At 44.7% G+C, this 21,823-nt stretch carries 22 protein-coding genes; 5 read left to right on the top strand and 17 right to left on the bottom strand.

What is annotated here, in order from left to right; all coding sequences use genetic code 11:
• Nucleotide 1: 1 nt before the first annotated feature.
• From cyoD to ppiC, 5 genes are all read right to left on the bottom strand, one after another.
• Complete coding sequence (gene cyoD / locus OJ16_RS18050; protein ID WP_040992647.1) at nt 2-340, bottom strand: cytochrome o ubiquinol oxidase subunit IV; 339 nt, start codon at nt 338-340, stop codon at nt 2-4.
• Entirely contained in the window at nt 340-981 is a 642-nt protein-coding gene (gene cyoC, locus OJ16_RS18045; protein WP_040992646.1) for a cytochrome o ubiquinol oxidase subunit III, read from the bottom strand. The genes cyoD and cyoC overlap by 1 nt, the downstream gene beginning before the upstream one ends.
• Nucleotides 982-995: 14 nt before the next feature.
• Nucleotides 996-3,062 (bottom strand): cytochrome o ubiquinol oxidase subunit I, encoded by a 2,067-nt coding sequence (gene cyoB, locus OJ16_RS18040; protein ID WP_173425025.1) that lies wholly within the window; start codon nt 3,060-3,062, stop codon nt 996-998.
• A 28-nt stretch (nt 3,063-3,090) separates the two neighbouring features.
• Entirely contained in the window at nt 3,091-3,975 is an 885-nt protein-coding gene (gene cyoA, locus OJ16_RS18035; protein ID WP_040992645.1) for a ubiquinol oxidase subunit II, read from the bottom strand.
• Between the two features lie 830 nt (nt 3,976-4,805).
• Nucleotides 4,806-5,084 (bottom strand): peptidylprolyl isomerase PpiC, encoded by a 279-nt coding sequence (ppiC, locus tag OJ16_RS18030; RefSeq protein ID WP_005594502.1) that lies wholly within the window; start codon nt 5,082-5,084, stop codon nt 4,806-4,808.
• Between the two features lie 189 nt (nt 5,085-5,273).
• On the opposite strand from ppiC, the gene OJ16_RS18025 reads away from it, so the two are divergent.
• Both OJ16_RS18025 and OJ16_RS18020 read left to right on the top strand, forming a co-directional pair.
• Complete coding sequence (locus OJ16_RS18025) at nt 5,274-6,191, top strand: chemotaxis protein (RefSeq protein WP_040992644.1); 918 nt, start codon at nt 5,274-5,276, stop codon at nt 6,189-6,191.
• A gap of 195 nt (nt 6,192-6,386) precedes the next feature.
• Nucleotides 6,387-6,665 (top strand): putative hemolysin, encoded by a 279-nt coding sequence (locus tag OJ16_RS18020; RefSeq protein WP_040992643.1) that lies wholly within the window; start codon nt 6,387-6,389, stop codon nt 6,663-6,665.
• Nucleotides 6,666-6,686: 21 nt separating this feature from the next.
• On the opposite strand, the gene OJ16_RS18015 is transcribed toward OJ16_RS18020, so the two are convergent.
• Nucleotides 6,687-7,580, bottom strand: coding sequence for a YdcF family protein (locus tag OJ16_RS18015; protein WP_236688445.1), 894 nt, complete (start codon nt 7,578-7,580; stop codon nt 6,687-6,689).
• Nucleotides 7,581-7,652: 72 nt separating this feature from the next.
• Between OJ16_RS18015 and OJ16_RS18010 the strand changes: the two genes are divergently transcribed.
• Nucleotides 7,653-9,038: an L-serine ammonia-lyase gene (locus OJ16_RS18010; protein WP_040992642.1), complete on the top strand. Its 1,386-nt coding sequence runs from the start codon at nt 7,653-7,655 to the stop codon at nt 9,036-9,038.
• Between the two features lie 190 nt (nt 9,039-9,228).
• Nucleotides 9,229-10,704, top strand: a complete 1,476-nt coding sequence (locus tag OJ16_RS18005; protein ID WP_040992641.1) for a peptide MFS transporter — start codon at nt 9,229-9,231, stop codon at nt 10,702-10,704.
• A gap of 199 nt (nt 10,705-10,903) precedes the next feature.
• Here OJ16_RS18005 and OJ16_RS18000 read toward each other — a convergent pair whose 3' ends face one another.
• Nucleotides 10,904-11,260: a DUF3316 domain-containing protein gene (locus OJ16_RS18000; protein WP_040992640.1), complete on the bottom strand. Its 357-nt coding sequence runs from the start codon at nt 11,258-11,260 to the stop codon at nt 10,904-10,906.
• 430 nt (nt 11,261-11,690) lie between these two features.
• On the opposite strand from OJ16_RS18000, the gene OJ16_RS17995 reads away from it, so the two are divergent.
• On the top strand, nt 11,691-11,912 hold the full coding sequence (locus OJ16_RS17995; RefSeq protein ID WP_040992639.1) for a DUF2986 domain-containing protein: 222 nt from the start codon (nt 11,691-11,693) through the stop codon (nt 11,910-11,912).
• A gap of 39 nt (nt 11,913-11,951) precedes the next feature.
• Here OJ16_RS17995 and OJ16_RS17990 read toward each other — a convergent pair whose 3' ends face one another.
• The 10 genes from OJ16_RS17990 to phhA form a co-directional block, all read right to left on the bottom strand.
• Complete coding sequence (locus OJ16_RS17990) at nt 11,952-12,434, bottom strand: LabA-like NYN domain-containing protein (protein ID WP_040992638.1); 483 nt, start codon at nt 12,432-12,434, stop codon at nt 11,952-11,954.
• Nucleotides 12,435-12,581: 147 nt separating this feature from the next.
• Nucleotides 12,582-13,703: an HD-GYP domain-containing protein gene (locus OJ16_RS17985; RefSeq protein ID WP_040992637.1), complete on the bottom strand. Its 1,122-nt coding sequence runs from the start codon at nt 13,701-13,703 to the stop codon at nt 12,582-12,584.
• Nucleotides 13,704-13,942: 239 nt separating this feature from the next.
• On the bottom strand, nt 13,943-14,731 hold the full coding sequence (cobA, locus tag OJ16_RS17980; protein WP_040992636.1) for a uroporphyrinogen-III C-methyltransferase: 789 nt from the start codon (nt 14,729-14,731) through the stop codon (nt 13,943-13,945).
• A 122-nt stretch (nt 14,732-14,853) separates the two neighbouring features.
• Nucleotides 14,854-15,702, bottom strand: coding sequence for a formate/nitrite transporter family protein (locus OJ16_RS17975; protein ID WP_040992635.1), 849 nt, complete (start codon nt 15,700-15,702; stop codon nt 14,854-14,856).
• Nucleotides 15,703-15,818: 116 nt separating this feature from the next.
• Entirely contained in the window at nt 15,819-16,142 is a 324-nt protein-coding gene (gene nirD / locus OJ16_RS17970; protein ID WP_040992634.1) for a nitrite reductase small subunit NirD, read from the bottom strand.
• A gap of 13 nt (nt 16,143-16,155) precedes the next feature.
• Complete coding sequence (nirB, locus tag OJ16_RS17965) at nt 16,156-18,717, bottom strand: nitrite reductase large subunit NirB (RefSeq protein ID WP_040992633.1); 2,562 nt, start codon at nt 18,715-18,717, stop codon at nt 16,156-16,158.
• 275 nt (nt 18,718-18,992) lie between these two features.
• Nucleotides 18,993-19,676 carry a pyrimidine 5'-nucleotidase gene (gene yjjG, locus OJ16_RS17960; protein WP_040992632.1) on the bottom strand — a complete coding sequence of 228 codons (684 nt, stop codon included), beginning with the start codon at nt 19,674-19,676 and terminating at the stop codon, nt 18,993-18,995.
• Nucleotides 19,677-19,887: 211 nt separating this feature from the next.
• A complete protein-coding gene (locus OJ16_RS17955) occupies nt 19,888-20,553 on the bottom strand; it encodes an SH3 domain-containing protein (protein WP_236688446.1) in 666 nt (221 codons plus the stop codon).
• 68 nt (nt 20,554-20,621) lie between these two features.
• On the bottom strand, nt 20,622-20,984 hold the full coding sequence (locus tag OJ16_RS17950) for a 4a-hydroxytetrahydrobiopterin dehydratase (protein ID WP_040992631.1): 363 nt from the start codon (nt 20,982-20,984) through the stop codon (nt 20,622-20,624).
• 17 nt (nt 20,985-21,001) lie between these two features.
• Entirely contained in the window at nt 21,002-21,808 is an 807-nt protein-coding gene (phhA, locus tag OJ16_RS17945; protein ID WP_040992768.1) for a phenylalanine 4-monooxygenase, read from the bottom strand.
• Between the last annotated feature and the right edge of the window lie 15 nt (nt 21,809-21,823).

Raw genomic sequence — 21,823 nt, 5'->3', positions numbered from 1 at the left:
GCTAGTGTCCCATCAGCATGTTGTGGTTTAAGTGCTCCATAATCCAAAGCGAGCCGATTAAAATAATGGCAACAATCACCACTACAAAAACCGCCGATGTGGTATTCCACATCTGCTCAGAAGACGTGTTCATATGAAGAAAGAAAATTAATTGAACCAATATTTGTGCGATTGCTGTCACCATAATGACCGCAATCGTTAACTGTGTGGAACCCAAATCGAACATCACCATCGAAAATGGAATAATGGTTAAAACGATCGAGTAAACCAAACCCGTTACATATTCTTTTACACTGCCATGCGCTTGACCTGCATGACTTTGTCCATGTGCCTGCCCCATTACAACACTCCCATCAAGTAAACAACGCTAAAGACACAAATCCAAATCACATCCAAGAAGTGCCAGAACAAGCTCAAACAGCTTAGGCGCGCTTGGTTGTCTTCGGTAAAGCCGTCACGTTTAAAGTGGAAATACAAGACGATCATCCATACCAATCCCGCGAAGACGTGAAGACCGTGCGTCGCAACTAACGCATAAAACGAGGACCAATAAGCACTGCTATCAAACGTTGCGCCTGCGGCAGTGAAATGGTGGAACTCGTACAGCTCCATGACCAAGAAACCGAGACCAAGCGCAAACGTAATCCCTAGCCAGCGCATCGTCCCTTTCATGTCATGTGCTTGCGCCTTCAGCATACCCATGCCAAAGGTGAAACTACTTAAAAGCAATAACGCAGTCCCACCCGCAACGAACCACAAATTAAACAGTTCTCTCGGTTCAACAATGCCCGCAAAGCTATTCGAGAACACTGCAAATACTGCAAATAAGGTACCAAACAGTAAGCAGTCGCTCAGGATGTAAATCCAAAAACCAAATACGGTATCGCCCGCATAATCATGATGATCATGATCGTCATGAGCCTCAGGTTCCGCCGGTGCGGATACCGGCTCCTTTAGAGTTTCATCTATAATTGCCGTCATAATTCGCTAGCTCCCTATGCCGTCGCATCTACAGGTTTAAGATCGTTATCATTATCGGTGTCGTCTTCATCATCACGATCATCACGAGACGAGGCCGCGCCAAATTCTGGCCTTGCTTGATAAACGTTTTCTAAGTGAGGGTGCTCAAGTGCTTCCACTTCCGAGACTTCGACGTAGTAATCTTTACTGCGCTCAAAGCTGTATGCAATCCAAGACGCCACCATACCCAGTGCACCAAAGATAACCATCCACCAAATATGCCAAACAAAGGCAAAACCAAAGGCTAATGAGAACGCACTGATCACCACTCCAGCCCAAGTATTCTTCGGCATATGAATACGCTTGTAGCGATCAGGCTTCTGATACGCCATGCCATTTTCTTTGCGGTAATAGTGTTCATCACGATCATGTATTTTCGGTAACGTCGCGAAGTTATAGAATGGCGGTGGTGACGATGTCGCCCATTCCAGGGTTCGACCATCCCAAGGGTCGCCGGTGGTATCCAGATTCTGCTTACGATCTCGAATGCTGACATAAACTTGGTAAAACTGGGTGGCGATGCCGGCTGCGATGATGCACACACCAAATGCGGCAATCCATAATAACGGCGCCCACTCAGGATTATCGGCCACGTTCAAGCGACGGGTCATTCCGTTAAAGCCCAATACATAAACCGGCATAAAGGCAACAAAGAAGCCAATCGTCCATAATGCACAAGACAACTTGCCCAGTTTTTCATCTAACATAAAGCCAGTCGCTTTAGGGAACCAGTATGTGATACCGGCAAAGTAACCAAATACCGCACCACCAATGATCACGTTGTGGAAGTGAGCGATAACAAACAAGCTGTTATGTAAGACAAAGTTTGCAGCCGGTACGGCCAGCATCACACCCGTCATGCCCCCAATGGTAAAGGTGATCAGAAAAGCAATTGTCCACCACATACTCGCGGTAAACTCCACTCGCCCTTTGTACATCGTAAACAGCCAATTGAATATTTTGACCCCGGTGGGTATCGAAATAATCATGGTGGCAATGCCAAAGAAGGCATTCACACTCGCACCTGCGCCCATGGTAAAGAAGTGATGCAACCAAACCACAAACGAAAGGATCGTAATAACCGCGGTTGCCCACACCAGTGAGGTATAACCAAATAAACGCTTGCGAGAGAACGTTGCACATACTTCAGAAAAGATACCAAACGCAGGTAAGATCAAGATATACACTTCTGGGTGACCCCATGCCCAAATGAGGTTGACGTACATCATTTGGTTGCCGCCCATGTCATTGGTAAAGAAATGGGTGCCGGCATAACGATCAAGCGTTAGCAACGTCAGCGTAACGGTTAAGATCGGGAACGCGAGTACAATCAGCGCATTTGAGCAGAGTGCCGTCCATGTGAAGACCGGCATTTGCATCAGTTTCATGCCCGGAGCGCGCATTCGGATAATGGTCACCACAAAGTTAACACCGGTGAGCAAAGTACCAATCCCTGAAATCTGTAGAGACCAGAGCCAGTAATCGACCCCAACCCAAGGGCTGTACTCCATTCCTGATAATGGTGGATACGCCAACCAACCCGTGGCCGCAAACTCACCCACGAACAACGATAGATTGATCAAAATCGCGCCAACCACAAAGAACCAAAAGCTCAGTGAGTTAAGGAACGGAAAGGCGACGTCACGAGCACCAATCTGAAGCGGAACGATAATATTCATCAATCCCACGACCAAAGGCATCGCCACGAAGAAAATCATAATAACGCCGTGGGCGGTAAAAATTTGGTCGTAATGCTCAGGCGGCAAATAGGAAGCATCAATCGTGGCGGCCGCCTGCTGAGAACGCATTAAAATCGCGTCTGAGAAACCACGAACCATCATGACCAGCGCGACAATGATGTACATGATACCGATGCGTTTGTGGTCAACCGATGTGAGCCAGTTTTGCCACAAATACTTCCACTTACCCATGTAAGTGATCAAACCGAGTAGACCCACCCCACCAAATACAACAGCAAGTAGTACCGGTAAGATAACCGGGTCTTGAAAAGGAATAACATCCCAATTTAATTTGCCGAAAATGGGATCCGCTTCGGCGTAAACATCGCCTTTATAAGCCATTTTGCGCTCCTGAATGCTTTTCGATAATGTCCTTGAATTTCAGTGGTTCCACTGAGGCGTAGTACGTAACAGGATGAGGCACTTTGATTTGCTCTTTCGCATTGGCCGTCAGCCCTGCGTAAGTCTCTTCGTCCAGTTGGGCATCCGCCGCTTTCACATCACTAATCCACTGCCCAAACGCAGCTTCGTCGGTCGCGTGCGCTTTAAAACGCATGTTGGCGAAACCGTATCCACTGTAGTTTGCCGATACGCCACGATAGATTCCTTGCTCGCTAGCCAATAAGTTCACTCGATTCTCCATACCCGCCATCGCATAAACCTGACTGCCTAGTTGAGGAATGAAAAAAGAGTTCATTGTGGTATCCGAGGTCACCAAAAACTCAACCGGACGATCGATAGGAAAGCGAACTTCATTCACAGTGGCAATTTGCTGCTCAGGATAGATAAACAACCACTTCCAGTTCATCGCCACCACTTGAATGGTTAATGGCTTTTTGTCTGACACAATGTCTTTGCGTGGATCAAGAGCAAAAGTTGAATGGTAAGTCACCCAACCGAGCGCCAGAATGATCAAACAAGGCACCGCCCAAACAATAATTTCTATTTTGGTCGAGTGCTCCCAGTTAGGCTTATACTCTGCTTCAGTGTTGGTATGGCGGTACTTATAAGGAAAGTACACAGACATAAACAGGACGGGCACAATGATGATCGCCATCAAAAGAACTGAGGTCACGATTAGGGACTGTTGAGCTTCCCCTATCGGTCCTTTCGGGTCGAAAAGTACCATGTTGGTACTAAAAAGTAGGCCTAATAAAACCAGTGACAACACTGCAGTTAACATTAATGCAACCTTAGTGTTACATTTAATCTTCATTCATCCTCCCTATGAAGATCGCTGATAAGACATTGTAAAATAGGACAATTACAACTCTGACTGACGATCCAAACCTTAAAAAATGTCAATATCAAAAGAAAACAACGAAGATTAAAATAACAATTACTTAACACCCTATTAACATGTAATCGGTGTAATCTTACTATTATTGTTGTTCGACATTAGATTTAAAATCAGACTCAAAACACTTTATACACAATTTGTTAAAATATAGAAAACCCAAAAGAACATTTTGAAATAGTTTTAAGATAACTCTATCTAAAAATGTTAGATGTGTATTACTTATAAGAATATTATTTGCACATGAGAATAAAAATCGTGTAGGGAGGCCATTAACCATATTTATAAAGTGGTTTTATTACGAAGGAAACCACCTATTCATTACCCGCTTAATTTATAAGGATAAATATAACCTTACATAAACAAGTGAAATTAAAACGATCGACAATAAAACATAAGACATTGATTTTTAGGCATAAAGATGAAAATACACTTTTTATCGCCACCCCGAAAATGCTACATAACAACAATCAACCACACTCATTAAACAACAATACAAATAAGCATTTGAAAAACCCTCCTTAACTAACCACCCATTCAATGGCGTTAAATGCAACGACCTCAACTATCTTATATGAACAAACAACCATAAATAGATCACTCTAGAATTAGAATTTGACGTGCATTTATTTGTTTTTTCTTCATGACATATAACCAAATAATCAAAACAGCGCTGTTACGAAAATCAGAATACAAAAAAAGCACCCATAGGTGCTTTTTTTAACAAAATACTTTCTGACTGGCGAAGCCTAAGTGCGATACAAAACCTTTACAACATGCCAACCAAATTTTGTTTTAACAAGATGCGGCACGAGTGTTTCACCACTAAAGCATACTTTGTCGAACTGAGGCACCATCTGGCCTTTGCGGAATTCACCAAGATCGCCACCATTCTTACCCGATGGACAACTTGAGTATTTCTTCGCTAGCGCTTGAAATTTTGCGCCTTTTTTTAGCTGTTTAATAATATCTTCAGCTTGTTCTTTGTGCTTAACCAAAATGTGTAAAGCCGCTGCTGTGTTCGCCATGGCTCTGCCTCTTTATAAATGGGGATTTAATCGCTCAATTGTAACGAAAATTTATGCGATCTTCATCAAACCTTTGCCTCCTCATTCCTTTCCCGCCGCTTATTTCCGCCAATCTCTGATCCGGTCGATAGAACCCTTCCTTATTTTCGTTACCATGTCGGCCATCTGTTTCAAATCTGAGAATAACCAATGGCGATAAAAAGCAAAGCGAATCAATCACAAGGCATGCTGATGTTCACTCTAACGGCAAGCAAACAGTTGTTCGCGATTGGTACTTTAAAAGTTCGCGAAATCGTGCCCTTTTCAGTGGCGACACAAATCCCCTATTCTCACCATCATGTGATTGGAACCGTAACCATTCGTGAGCTCAACGTTCCTGTCATTGATATGCCTGCCGCCATCGGTTTTCGCCCTATCCAACCGGAGGAATATAATGACTGTTATCTGATCGTCACTGACTGCTTAAGAACGGTGGTTGCGTTTATGGTGCGTGGTATCGAGAAGATCATTGATTGCAATTGGCGTCATATAGAACCATCGCCTACCACGGCAGGGAAAGACGTCTTTGTTACCGGCATCACTCGTTACGAAGAGAAGATCGTGCAAATGCTCGATGTTGAGTTGTTATTGTCAAAAATTTATCCGCCTTCTGAGTCGGCGCGTATTCCGATCTTGACCGATGTAGAGCGAGAAAAACTCAAAACACTTAACATTTTACTCGTCGATGACTCAAGCATTGCGCGAAAACAACTCGCTGACGCATTGGACAGTATTAACATCCCATACCGAATCTGTACTCACGGTATAGAAGCACTCCAAATGATGCGAGAAGTCGCCGCTCAAGGAAAAGCGATCGATTTGTTGGTGAGCGATATTGAAATGCCCGGATTAGACGGCTATGAATTGGCTTTCGAAACTCAAAACAATCCGGAACTGTCCCACGCTTACATCATTTTGCATACCTCACTTTCCAGTGAAATCTGCCTTGAACGGGCAAAACAAGTTGGGGCACATGAAGCATTAGAAAAATTTAATGCCGGGGATTTAATCAAAGCGATGTTACGGGGCGCAGCCAAAATCCAACCGAATCACTTCATGACAACATGATTAAGCCGATACGGAGGCTATCTCTTGACCAACATCGAAGAGCCCAATCGTTGGTTATCCCACATTAAGCAATCACTTAGCACAGTGGCAAAGTCGTTTGCCACTCAGCAACACTGCCATTTTTCGACTATCCTTTAGCACAAACGAACCCCTTCGTTTGAAAAGGAAAGCTAAACAGATGAAATGGAGAATACAATGACCAAAACACAAACATTGTTGATGACGCTAGGGTTAACCTCTGCTCTTGCTATCGTTGGCTGTGCCTCAGAAGACAGTCCGTACCGCTCAAAGGAATATCAAACCAAAAGTAACCCCGCATCGGTGTACTGCGTTGAACGTGGCGGCGCACTCGAAATGATGACGCTAGATGGCCAAAGAACCACTTTTTGCGTTTTGGAAAATGGGGAAAAAGTGGAACAGTGGGAGTACTACAAACAGAATCACACCCAATCTAATTCCACACAAAGTCAGTAAGCCTGCTTGCTGGTTAACGATCTAATTTTCTGGATCGAACTGACGATTCAATTGCGTTAATACGTGATTAAACTCAGTGTACAATGGACTCATCATCGCCGGAGTACACTGAGGTGGTGTGCCGTTAACGATCGCAATTAACCGATTGATTTGTCGCAGGCTTCCCTGGCAGCAATCTAATGCGATGAGTTCAGACAATGCATCGATAGCCACTTGATACGATGCGCCTCTTACCTGCTGTAAATCTGTGCCCAATACGCCATTGAGTACCCCTTCGAGGTACACTCGGTAAGTCGTGAGTTCATCAAGCAATAAAAAAGCGCGCGCCTGTTGCCCACTGTGCGGGTACGGCACCGAGCAATGATCATCCACATTTAATGAAATAGAAACATCGAGTCCTGCTTGCTGACAACGCCGTTTCAATACGCTCAGTAAACCTTGCTGCGGCAACATTTTTTGTATTTCAACAATACGTTCGAGATGATAGTCATTAGACACCAACACTATATCAATCGGATTTTTCGCGTGAGTCAGTCCATATTGAGCCAGTTGGTGAGCGGCATTTTGAATATTTTCTATCGTGTTAGTTGATTGGTCTTCCAAGAGGCAATGCTCTGCAGGTAACGCCTGGGCCAATTTCATTGCACATCGAGTTGCAAACCGCTCGGCCATCGCCCGCGCCTCGGAGCAACGTTGCCCTTCAAGCACGCCGCCACAAAAAATCAACGCCGTCTCATTCAAATCAAAATGAGATAATAATTCTGGAAGCGCATCGACACGAGAGCGGCCTTCCGCCGTTAACGCGTTGTCTTTTAATCTTTTACCCAAAACCAAAATAACACGGTTAATTTTTTCATAAATCACGTTGCCCATAACGCGACTTATGTTGGCATCACCAGAGTGTTTAACGGTCACAAATCAATCCCTTATTTTGTGGCTATAATTTCAGTGTGCCTGTTGTCGCCCTTAATGCAAAGGATTGTTGTTATGTTATCTATCTTTGATATTTTCAAAATCGGAGTCGGCCCCTCTAGTTCTCATACTAACGGCCCGATGCTAGCGGGTTATGATTTCATTCAACGCCTACAAAACGCTCTAAGTGACCAGCCAAGCCGTACAGTCAAACGCATTCAAATTGACCTCTTCGGTTCACTCTCTCTAACGGGAAAAGGCCATCATACTGACCGCGCTTCCGTACTCGGCCTAATGGGCTATCGACCTGACACACTAAAAGTCACCAGCGCCAAACAAGCCCTACAGACATGCTTTGAACAAGACATATTGCCACTGCCCAATTTAGACAGTATTCATTTCCACTACCAAAGCGATATTCTTTTTCACACCACAAACCTGCCATTGCATGAAAATGGCATGACGATTACCGCCTTTGATTCCCAGACAAACCCACTCATAAAGCAGACCTATTATTCAATTGGAGGCGGATTTATTGCTACCGAGCAAGAGTTGCTTCATGGCATCAAAGATTCGGATGTTGTCGTCCCGCACCCATTTAGTCATGCCGATGAAATGCTGCGTAATGCTGACACGTTAGGATTAAGTCTTGCAGCGATGATCATGAAAAATGAAGTCTGCTTCCAACCCATGAGTGAGATTGACAAAAAAGCCGATCAGATATGGAAAGTCATGTCTCTGTGTATGCAGCGCGGCTTTGAAACCGGGGGCATTTTGGAAGGTGGACTCAACGTTACTCGCCGTGCACCTAATTTGCATAAAAAACTCCTCACTCAGGAAGCACTTGAAAACGATCCGATGGTGATATTGGATTGGATCAACCTCTTTGCTTTCGCCGTCAGTGAAGAAAATGCCGCAGGAGGCCAAGTCGTCACGTCTCCAACCAACGGCGCGGCGGGCGTCATTCCGGCGGTGCTGATGTACTACCATCAATTTATTCGACCGCTGGATACCAAACAGATCAAAGACTTTCTTGCCGTTGCAGGGGCGATCGGCATTTTATATAAAACCAACGCTTCCATCTCTGGTGCCGAGGTAGGCTGCCAAGGTGAAATAGGCGTGTCGTCATCAATGGCTGCGGCAGGCATTACCTCACTGCGCGGAGGCAGTAACGAACAAATTTGTATCGCAGCTGAAATTGCGATGGAACACTCTCTCGGCATGACGTGCGATCCAATTGGCGGATTGGTACAAGTGCCATGCATTGAGCGAAATGCCATGGGGGCAATGAAAGCCATTAATGCCTCGAGAATGGCCCTTAAACGCACCAGTAAATGTATTATCTCACTCGATAAGGTCATCGAAACCATGTACCAAACAGGCAAAGATATGAACAAGAAATACCGCGAAACCTCGCTTGGCGGTTTGGCACTCATTCATCTTGCACCGCCCTGTGAATGACGGAATCGGCATCAAATAAAAACAAACGCTTATGCAATAAACTGCTGCTTAATTAAACAACTCACGCCTTAAGCAAACGTTTCCCCAGCAATTCAGCATAAAACACTGCACTTTTATGGGGAAATTTCGTGCATCAACGTCGATTTCTGGCATAATCTCCGGCCTTAATTTCTACACACAAGAGAAAACTATGTGGAATAGGCTAAATAAGTCGATGATGTTCTGCCAAATGATGTTTGGCTTGTCTTTCTACGGCGTGATGGTGATCTTGACTCGCTTTTTCCTAGAAGATCTAGGTTATAGCGAAGCCGATACTATGATGGTTGTCGGTGCTTTCTCTTCTATCGGCCCTCTATTTGCTATTGCTGGCGGTTTCATCGCCGACAAATTCCTAGGCGCATATCGCTCACTGACCATATCTTACGGCACGTTTGCTGTTGGTTATTTGCTGCTTATTTTTGGCGCATCAACCACTAACGTTCCCATCAGCTTAGTGGGTATTGCTCTCGCCAGTTACGCTCGTGGCTTAATGTCACCAGCTTACCCAAGCCTATACAAACGCACATTTGCGTCTCAAGAAGACTTCGAGAATGGTTACCCTGTGAACTATTCAGTGAACAACGTTGGCGCACTACTAGGTCAATACCTGTTCCCGATGTTTGTTTTGGTCATTGGCTTCCACGGCAGTTTTACTCTATCCGCAGTGATGGCGACCTTTGCGCTAATCACGCTGATTGTCTTTAATAAACCACTTGTTAGCGTTGGCGCTGAAATAGACCAAAAACCGGTTAGCGTGGCAAATTGGACGGCATTCTTAGGCCTTTCTGCTGCGATGGTTGGTCTGGTTTTCTTCATGTTCTCGAATATGGATATTGGCCAGAATATCGTTTATGCCATTGGCGGTGCGGCTATTTTGTACTTTATCTCATTGATGTTTAAATCAGGTAAATCTGACGCATTGAAGATGGGTACGATCCTTATTATGACTGTACTCACCACGTGTTTCTTTGTGTACTACGGTCAAATGATGACCTCAATGACGATGGTGACCATCAACACCATGCGCGGCGATCTATTTGGCTTTATCCCAATTGCTCCTGAAGCATCAATGGCAATGAACCCATTGTGGTGTATTTTGGCTGGCCCAGTGATTTCTTACACTTTCACCAAACTTGAGAAGCGTGGCATTACCTTCTCTACGGCGACCAAAATTGGATTTTCATTTATCCTAACCGCAGTCGCGTTTGGTATTTTGACATTGGCTGTCATGAACGTAGGTGCAGACGCGGTGATTCGCCCTGAAACCTTCTTGCTGATCCACTTCTTCCAAGCGTTTGCAGAAGTGATTGTTGGTAGCCTTGTGGTGGCATTTATTCTTTCTGTTGCGCCTAAACACATTGAGAACTTCTCGGTATCGCTGTTCTACATTGCGATGGCACTGAGCGGTATCATTGGCGCCGTATTCTCGACGTCGATTGCGCTTGAGAAAGGTCAAAAGATCACTCAAGAAGTGGTACAAACGGTATACGGTGACTACTTCCAACTGCTCACGATCCTTGCGGTTGTGATGGTTGCGATTGCGTTTATCTCTTCTTATGTGATCCGTAAGATGCTAGAAAGTGCTCGCCGTGAAGACGAAGCGACATTGGTTCAAACTGAAGCCTAATCGATCGTTTCTAGCGACCGTTTCTCGCGATGGTGTCAGCATTGTTCCCTGAGTTCTAAAGGCTCTGAACAATAACGCAATCTATCGGAATCGTGCTCTCGGCCTCATTCTAAATGCAAAAGCCCCAAACCTAGGTTTGGGGCTTTTTTGTGTCACGAACGTCAATGACTATTTTTGTGCTAGCAAAAATGGAATGGGGTTAATCGCGTTCTCGTGCTCGATATTCATAACTCACGCTAATCACAGGTTGGTAGGCAATCGCCCCCTGGCTCGTGATGATTTCTTCTAACTGGACTTGTGAGTTGAGTAGCTCGAATGAATTGATGTCGACTTGATCGTTAGATTTCCATGATACGTTATGACTCAACTCAACCGATGACATATTGTTCACATCCATAATCATATCTCGGCCGACTTGCAGTGCCGCATCTTTGGTTGCGTATAGATCACCTGTCATCGTGCTGTTTGACATAACCTTTGAATAAGGACCACTTAGGCCCGCCGTCGCTAAAGAACTAAATAGTAATACGCTCGCTAAACTTATTGTTTTAATCATAATAGACTCCTTTGCTTACCAAAACTCGAGCTCTTGCTCCGCTGCTCGATACTTTAACTCTACGTAACAAATGACCTTTAAGAGTTAAAATAAATTGCACAACATCTTCGACTTTTTTGATAAGCCACGTTTCATATCATGACAACCGAATACCCGATTCTAATCGGCTCAATTCCTGCTTAAGTGCCAAACAAGATGATTTCTTTGTAGTTAATTTGATTCGCGAAGTAAAATTTCATCATTTTCCTCTAGCGTGTCTATAATTTGTGGTTATATGTTTAGAACAAAATGATATTAATTTTTTCATCATTCTTGAAGCAAGTAACAAATCCCGATGCAAACACCTTCACTTCTTGCTATTATTCGCGCCCTGAGAAACACCGAACTTAATGAAAAAACCCGCAGCATGCTGGGTAGAAAGGCCATCTGAATGAACCGCAAGAAAAAGATTAATCAGATTTATAAAAACAGAATGAAGAAGCAAAACGCGAAACTGCATAGCAGCAATAAACCGCGTTATATTTCAAAAGCAGATCGTGCGCAAATGGAAGCAGAAGAAGCGGCTTTGGCAGCGGATGCAACGACAACGGTTGAGACCGTTAATATTGATGCTGTAGAGGCTGAAGCAACCTCTACAAATGAAGCTCAATAATTAGATACTGAGGCTGAGTGACCAAGCCTAAGCCGTCACTCAGCGTCGTTCAAGTAACAACTCACTGCTGATTGGTGTATAAACGTCACAAGCCTCTATCAATCCTTGTGCTGTTAATGCACGCACAGAGTAAATCTCAACGTTGACGCCAAAACGTTGTTGTACTCGTTTTACCAATAATTCAAAGTCTCCATCCCCTGAAAGCAAGATCACACGGTCAACCGTACTCGCTGCTTCATAAACATCAAGACAGATCCCCACATCCCAATCACCTTTTGCACTGCCATCTTGACGCTGTATGAAGGGTTTCAACTGCACATTAAAACCAATACCACGTAAAATGTGATGAAACTGGCGTTGCTTTGGATCTTGAGATGAAATGGCGTAGGCGTTGGCTAGCACAACATCGCGATTCTGAGTCGCTTGGGCCCAGAATTGGTTGTAATCGAAGTTACTTTGATAATGCTGCTTGGTGGTGTAATAAATGTTTTGCACATCCACAAAAATCGCCACTTTTTCCATTAATCTCGCCTCTTAACATAATAGTCTGCCATAGTAACAGCAAAGTATAAGATGAGTAAGTCGAGCGATTCTCTCTCTAATTAAAGAGCTGCGTTCAGGACGAAGAATGACGATGGAAAGCGCCTACAACATCGACGTCATAATGCGTTATAACATCTCTCCCCAACCAAGCGGCTCAGGAAACTTGCGAATAACCTGCTTAAGGTAATCCTGTCTTGCTCGTAAAGCGTTGACACACTCACCGTCTAATTTGCCTTTTTGCACTTCTTTTTCAAGCTCTAGCAAGGCCGACTGAACCGGCAAGGCTTGGCGTTCACTCTTGTTCGTTGTCATCGCATCAAAACGGCTCGCCACCGATACAATCCGCGCGGATAACGGAATTTCATCACCCTTAAACCCATAAGGGTAGCCACTACCGTCTAAGCACTCTGATTGAAAACGCATGATTTGATTGAGCAATTGGATGCTAGGATGGTTTGGCTCGCCAACAGACGAGATAATCTCTTCAATGATCTTAACACCCTGATCAATGTAGTTGTGAGAAGCGAAGAAATCCGAAGAGAGAAATGGGTCACGATTGCACCTTACGGCCTCCGTCCACTGAGTTTTGCCGATATCGTGAAATTGAGAAAAGAGCGAAATTGCATCGACTTGCTCATCATCCAAATAGTGCTTATCACCCAACTCTTCCGCAATGATTCGACTGTACATGCGCATTCTGCGACCGTGGTAATACTCATCACGTCCATACAGTTGCGCACCGCTGGTCACTCGCTCAGCCAGTTTTACAATCGCCTCCACCACTTGGCATTGGGATTCCACTGTAAACTGAACCATTTCTAGGTAAGGTTGTAAACTGGCTAACGCAGGTTTATCAAACGCTTGTACTTCACAGGCGTTCAAAAAAATAAATCCACTGAATTTACGTTGGTGATAACACGGTATCGCAGCCGAAGAGCGATAACCTTTTTTGAGAAGCAGTTCTACACGTTCATTTCGAGCCGCGCAGGAAAGATCGTCGATCACTCTGGGAATGGCCGTTTGAGCGGAGTACTTTAAGTGTTTGAGTTTACTGAGGCGTTTTTCATGATGCAGTTCGCTCCACAGTTCAAATTCACTGTCCGCGTACGTCACCAGTGTATCGGTTTCTCTGGAATATTTTGCAAAAGAGACTCGGGCTATCGTCGGTACGCGCGTGTGCATCCTCTGCATGAGTTGCTGGAGCTGTTCATTGACAGGCTTAGCGGTTTGAAAGTAGCGATTATTCATCTTATCCCTTAATACATAGTCTCACTTATGCATAAGGGAAGGCGCAATATGACCACTGCGCCCACTCATTCTTGTCAGCAACCAAGAAACATCCGCTTAAGGATTCGTATGCATATAGCGTTTTTTCTAACTGTCTATAAAACATACAAAACAATCTCTACTTTCCGCTAGTCTATTTCGCGAAATTCGGTCTATCTCGTGATCCTAGTCAAAACAGCTATCAACTGTTGTTCTTTTTGTCACTCAAACCAGCTTAATTTTTCGTGCAATGATGTCACACTGCCAACCACAATGAGTGCCGGACTTTGTGCTTGTTTCGCCATTTCTGGTAGTTCATTCAAAGGGCAGCGAAAAACACGTTGCTCGCGACGCGTGCCATTCTCAATAATCGCACATGGCATTTGTTCGTCTAGACCATGAGTGATCAATTTATCCGCAATATAGCCACTTTGCTTCAAACCCATATAAAAAACCAATGTCGAATTCGATTGCGCGACGGCATTCCAATCCATTTCTTGGCCATCTTTTTGCACATGCCCGGTAATAAATTGTACCGCTTGGGCGTGATCACGATGCGTTAATGGGATGCCTGCATAAGCGGTCGCCCCCGCCGCAGCCGTAATGCCTGGCACCACTTCAAAGCGAATATTTTGTTCTGCTAATGTTTCTAACTCTTCGCCACCACGACCAAAAATAAAAGAATCCCCGCCCTTAAGGCGAACAACTCGCTTACCTTCTAACGCTTTATCCGCCAAGATTTGGTTAATTTGATCTTGAGGAACGCAGTGATAATCCAATTTTTTGCCGACGTAAATCATTTCGGCCTTATCGTTTGCTAGCGCGAGTATCTCAGCGGAAACCAAACGGTCGTACACCACGACATCCGCTTGTTGGATGACTCGAAAACCCTTTACGGTTAAGAGATCTGGGTCGCCAGGGCCTGCGCCAACTAATGACACAAACCCTTGGCTTGTCGTTTGAGGATTAAAAGGGGCGAGACTAGCCGCGGCTGAAGGAGTCTTTTGCATAGCAATGCCTATCAATTCAAATTTGGATATAACAAGCGACACTCATTCATAAGTACCGCTTTTTATAGCCAAATGCGCCTTAAAAAAGTGGTAAGGCGCATGCCCTACCACTCCCTTTTATACTATTTTGTGGTCAGTGTTGGTTGTGCATCGGCGTCAATACCCGCATCCAGCGCTGGTGCCGTTTTCTTGTGTGTCAGGTAAAGAGGAATACACGTCATTGCCAAACCACCCACAATGTTACCTAGGATGGTCGGGATCAGGTTGTAGTTCAACCAAGTCGCGATACCAAAATCCGCACCAAGCATCATACCAAGCGGGAACAAGAACATGTTCACCACGGCGTGTTCAAATACCAAAGCAAAGAAGATAAAGATAGGTAGCCACATTGCTGCGATTTTGCCTGCAACGCTGCGAGCAGTCATATTACCAATCACACCAAGACACACCATCAAGTTACAAAGAATGCCGCGAACAAAGCAAGTAATCCAACCATCAGCGCCCAAGTTTTCAAAACCCACGGTGCGCGCGGTTGCAATCGCAATAAATTTTTGACCGACCGCATCGGGTGCAACGCTGAAATTCATGGTGAGTGACAGCGCAATTAAACCTGCAACCAACAATGAACCGATAAGGTTGCCTAGGCCCACTAGGCCCCAGCAGCGAAAAACGCGATTCCAAGTTACGCCTGGACGATTGTCAAACTTAGCGAGAGGCGCAAGACCAAACACGCCAGTGACCAGATCGTAGCCCATTAAACTTAAGATACAGAAGCCAACAGGAAAGACTAACGCGCCCACAATACCAATGCCCGTCTGCGTAATCGTAGTGATGGCCACCACAACCGCTAGCGATAAAATAATCCCCGCCATCGTACCGCGTAAAATAAGATCACGTGTAGAAGTACGAACTTTGGCTTCACCGACATCCACCATGGTTTGAACGAACTCTGCTGGTTTTAAATAAGACATCATGTCTCTCCAAAAAGTAAAAATAAAATTGAATAGTAAAAGGCTCCCGACCCCGGATAAAAAACACCGCTAAGGGATAATGGGTTGGAAACCTTTGAGCTATTGAATCTCAGTGATTACGCGGCGATTTCTACTGTGCCATTGTTCACTTGCGCAGGATAAGACTTCACACTAAAACCCTCATCTTCCATGCACACGCCTGTCGCTAAGTTAAAACGCTGTTTTTTCAACGGACTTGCAACCCAAAGCTCTCCTTTGTGTTCGCAAATTAAACCGCGTGATAGCACGTTAGATTGATAAAAAGGGTCGGTATTGCTGATGGCAAAGACTTGTTCTTCTTGTGTTGGACGAAATACAGCAACTTGCTCACCATTCACGAGAGCACAGACACCGGTTCCCGGTACGATGTCGTTGATTTGACATACTTTTTCAAATAACATAATCGACTGCTCCTTATGCTTCTGTCAGCGTAACGTGAAGAATATCGCCTTTCACGTCTGGGTGTTTTTCTGTGAATGTTGCCGGACGGTGCTGTTCGCGCTCTTGAACAAAAACAACGTTATCATCACGTTTGTCGGTATTGATGAAGTGCGCAAAACGGGTTAGCTGTGCTTCGTCATTAATCGTCGCAGTCCATTCACATTCAAACTCGCCCACTAACTTCGCCACATCCATTTCAAGTTGAGCATTAATGCCAAGTTTGTCGTTAACAATCACTTCGCGAAGGTAGTCAACACCACCTTCCATGTTTTCCATCCATACGGAGGTGCGTTGTAATGGCGCAGCGGTACGAATGTAAAACATCATAAAGCGGTCAATGTATTGAATGAGCGTTTCACGGTCTAAATCGCTCGCCAATAAATCGGCATGGCGTGGCTTCATGCCGCCGTTGCCGCACACATACATATTCCAACCCGCGTCTGTTGCAATAATGCCAAGGTCTTTGCCTTGTGCTTCGGCACATTCGCGCGTACAACCAGACACACCAAACTTCATTTTGTGCGGAGTACGGATGCCTTTATAACGGTTCTCAATATAAGAACCTAAGCCCACAGAATCTTGAACACCGTAACGACACCAGGTTGAACCCACACAGGTTTTCGCCATGCGCAGTGCTTTGGCATACGCTTGGCCGGTTTCAAACCCTGCTTCAATTAATTTGCGCCAGATCTCTGGAAGGTCATCTTTTTGTGCACCAAATAGACCGATACGTTGCGCGCCCGTCACCTTGGTATACAACTTGTAGTCTTCAGCCACCTTGGCCAGTGCACCCAATGCTTGAGGTGTCACTTCACCGCCCGCCATACGCGGGATGACAGAATAGGTGCCGTCTTTTTGAATATTGCCGAGGAAGTTATCGTTCGTGTCGTGCAATTTAACCAATTGCGGCTTAAGGATGTGCTCACCCCAACATGACGCCAAAATAGAGCCAGCCAGAGGCTTACACACTTCACAGCCGTAACCTTTGCCATACTTCTCTAGTAATTCGTCGAAGGTTTTGATCTCTTCAATGCGGATTAGGTGGAAAAGCTCTTGGCGTGAATAAGCAAAGTGCTCACACACATCGTTTTTGACTTCGATGCCCGATTTTGCAAGCTCTGCATTCAACACTGACGTGACAAGCGGAATACAACCACCACAGCCTGTCCCCGCCCCAGTGACTGCTTTGATGTCACCAATCGTGTGATGACCGGCAGCGACGGCTTGTGCAATCTTGCCTTTTGTCACATCGAAACATGAACAAATCACCGCGGATTCAGGCAATGAGTCAGCGCCAAGGGTTGGTTTTTCTGCGCCAGCGTGCGCGGGTAAAATCAACGCATCAGGATGCTCTGGTAGATCAATTTCATTTAGCATGAGCTGTTGAAGGTCGCCGTAGTCTGACGTGTCGCCAACCATCACCGCGCCCAACAGCTTTTTATTGTCTGCTGAGACAATAATACGTTTATAAACTTCTAACTCTTCGTTTTGATAAACGTAACTCTTACAACCTGGTGTACGGCCATTCGCGTCACCAATAGAGCCGACTTTGACACCCAGCAATTTCAGCTTGGCTGACATGTCTGCGCCTTCAAACTGGCTATCGCTACCCAGTAAATGATCAACCGCCACCGTCGCCATCTTGTAACCTGGAGCAACCAAGCCGTAGAACATGCCATTCCAAGATGCACACTCACCAATGGCGTAGATGTTTTCATCGCTGGTTTGGCATTGATCATTAATCGCAATACCACCACGAGGCGCGATCTCTAACTCCATCTGACGAGCCAGTTTGTCTTGAGGGCGAATACCGGCAGAAAACACAATAAAGTCGGTTTCTAATTCGGTTCCGTCGGCAAAACGCATGACATTTCGCGCATCTGACCCTTCGGCTGCAATCTCTAACGTATTTTTGCTGGTATGAACATTCACACCCATACGCTCGATTTTTTGACGTAGTTGATCGCCACCCGCTTGATCTAACTGCTCAGCCATCAATTTTGGTGCAAACTCAACCACATGCGTTTGCATGCCGAGTGCTTTAACCGCGCCCGCTGCTTCTAGGCCAAGTAGACCACCACCGATCACGACACCGACTTTGCTATTTTTCGCCGTCGCTTCAATTTGCTTTAGATCTTCAATCGTGCGGTATACAAAGCAATCTTTGCTCTCATTGCCTTTGATTGCTGGCACAAATGGGTAAGAACCGGTCGCTAAAACCAGTTTGTCGTATTGGATTTCGCGGCCCGTTGAAGAATAAACGATGCGATTTTGGCGGTTGATGTTGATGGCTCGCTCACCCACAAGGATTTGGATGCCATGCTTTTCGTAAAAACCTTCTTTAACTAAAGAGAGCTCTTGCGCCGTGTGGTGAGAAAAGTAAGAAGAAAGGTGAACTCGGTCGTAAGCAACACGAGGTTCTTCACAGAAAATGGTGATCTCCATTTGTGAGACATCGGTTTTCTCAACCAAATCCTCGATATAGCGATGGCCTACCATCCCATTACCGACGACCACTAGCTTAAGCTTGCTCATAATCAATTCCAGTCATTATTTTATGTCTGACTGAATTTTCATTTATGAAGAAAAATTAATACATGATGTAAATCAATTACAGCTTTAAACTACCCTAAAGGGGTAGAAGAACAAATAATCGCCAACAAAGGCATAAGACGACCAATATTTTCGTCATTTACTTTCACATACGTCTCTTTACTGATTTTTTTGACATAAAAAAAGACGCCTTTTCAGCGTCTTTCTGTCTCTATTTCAATCCAAGATCGGCGAATAGGAATGATGTAAACCCTACTTTAACGCGCGTTTGCCAACAAAATGGTTTGCAGCTGACTCAAGCATGTCACGGTATAGCTTGGCGTGATGTCCGCACTCTCTGGTTCTGTCGTACGATTAAGCCAACACGTATCGATACCAAAATTCATCCCGCCTAATACATCAGAATGAAGGTTATCCCCCACCATTAACACACGGCTTTTGCACGGCTGGCCCAATTTTTCCATCGTATATTCAAAGATACCTGCATCAGGCTTGGCCACACCCACTTGCTCAGAAATCACAACGTGCTCAAATGCTTCACTCAGCCCCATTCGCGCTAAGCGAACTTCTTGCAGTTCAGTAAAACCATTCGTAATAATGCCTAATCTCGCTTTACCGGCCAATGCATCCAATAATTCGCGTGCTTGAGGGATCATGCTGCAAATGTCGGCCATTGCGTCCAAAAAAGCACTGTTTAAAGCCGATGTCGTGGTATTAAATTGCTCCGCATAACCTTTAAAACGAATATGTTTAATATCATCCGCATTGATCGTACCGTTTTGATAATCAACCCACAAAGGTTTATTAATCTGTTGATATTGTTCAAAATCATCATGAGTAAAAACCGTACCCATGCGCTCAAACATCAGCTGCATACCTTTAAATGCATCAAAATGGAAAAGGGTTTCATCGGCGTCAAACAGAATCCAATCATACTTCATGATTCTAACTACCTTTATAATAAGAAAGAGAAAAAAGCCAAATAGGCTAAAAATGCCAAGGTATTATACGTAATCCAAGTCAATGAAGCGAAATATCGCATCATTCGATGCCATCTCAATGTTAGCGAATAAATCAGCCTTAAAATCGACAATCTGGCCAGTGTAAAATTTACAATGTAAACCAAAACAAAATCAATGAGTTAAATTATATCTATTGATAAAAGATGGTCTCGGTCTGTACGTTTAGATAAATTTTATTCGCTTGTGCTAAGCCACCGCAATACACAAAGTACACGTCTTGCTCATATCTTAGCGAACGCACCCAGCCTTTTAGCTCTTCGAAATCAGGTGGAAGACAAATGCCTTCTTGAATTAATTCGTCGGTGGTTTGAATAAAAACATCAAAGTGCTGTTTAAAGTCGTCAGAACCTTCCACATAACTGCTGATTGTTTTTACATGCTCTTCATGAGTTATTGTTGGGGGCACTTCCAATAAGACGTCCATCGGTATCCACTCCGCGACCTCACTCTCACCTTCCTTGTACGTATAATACGGTGAAATTCGAGCCCAGCCATTCTGCTTTTCTAACACATTCACTTTGTCACCACGGTAAAGTTGCGTTTCAATAAACGCACTTTTTGATGGCGCTTCATGCACATTCAGTTTTGCAGGGCTCACGTAATAATCGGTTGGTTCGATGATCGGTTCAGGTGTTGGCGGCGTCAGCGTAGTTTCAACAGGCACAATGGTAGGCACTGCGTTCAATGCCGCTTGTTTTGCGGCATCTTCCGCAGGCTTATAGTAGAAGACGTAATAGCCGCCACCAGCTAAAGCAACACCCACTAGTAGCAGTATCACCATTAGAAGCTTTTTCATCGAGATGTCCTAAGTCACAATCAGGGTTATCTCTATATCGGCTTAAATACAAAATCTTTAATGGAGAATTAAGGACTCACCTCGTCGCATTTTGCTGCACAAATAAAATCGTTCTTGTGTAACCCTTTTATCGAGTGGCTCCACCAAGTAACGGTCACTTTGCCCCATTCCAGTAAAATGGCCGGATGATGACCTTCATCTTCCGCGATCTCAGCAATGCGATTCGCAAATGACCAGGCAGAAAGGAAGTTATCAAATTTGAAACTTTTTTCTAATTGAGGAATCCCCTCCCTGACTTCGATTCGCCATTCATCCAACTGCGCTAATAGCGTCTGTTGCTGATCATAATCAAGCGCCGGAGCACCCTTATGGCAAACCTCACAGCGAAGTTGAGTCAACGCCTCTGGATCTAAATTAAATTCATTCATCATTTTGCATATCCTTGATTTTAAACGTCCTTAATGTCGAATAAAGGGGGGTAAAGCCCATCCAATTGTGCTCGTTGAACTTCTGCAATTAAATCGACCTCACTCAGTTGATAGAGCTCGTCAACACTCGACAATACAAAGTAAATCGGTTGCATGATATCAATCCTATACGGGGTTCGGAGCACGCGATTAATATTAAACGCTTCACGCTGTATCACTCCCTCGTTAGGAGCTTCTTCTAGTCGACCTTCCAGTGCTCGTAGTGTTTCGCCTGGCGACGATAGAATACCGCCACCGTAAATTTTGTCTTCATCGCCTTCTCGCACAAGACCAAACTCAACGGTAAACCAATATAAACGCGCCAGATAACCTCTTACCGCAGGTGAAGCACCTTGTCCCAGTTGACCATAAACATGGGTAAAATGAGCAAATTTCGGATTGGTGAGCATGGCACAGTGGCCAAAGATTTCATGGAAAAAATCGGGCTCTTGCAAATAGTCGAATTCTTCACGTGAACGTAGAAAAGTCGCAACAGGAAAGCGGCGGTTCGCCAGTAGATCAAAGAATTTATCGAAACTGATGAGAGCAGGAACAGGCTCGACTTGCCAGCCGGTAGCACCACTGAGTACCTGATTGATTTCCCCAAGTTGCGGGATGTGGTCAACAGGTAAATCAAGCATGTCTAACCCGTCAAGATATTCCTTGCACGCTCGCGATTTCACCAGATTTAACTGTCGTAAAATCAGCTCACTCCACAGGGTATTTTCATCGTCACTCCATGCCACTATGCCATGCTTATCAATGGCTTTCGACTGATATTGAGACATCATACTCACTCCTTA

Origin of the sequence: Vibrio renipiscarius (assembly GCF_000827885.1) — a bacterium.
Lineage (GTDB): Bacteria > Pseudomonadota > Gammaproteobacteria > Enterobacterales > Vibrionaceae > Vibrio > Vibrio renipiscarius.
This window is presented reverse-complemented; position numbering and strand designations above follow the sequence as displayed.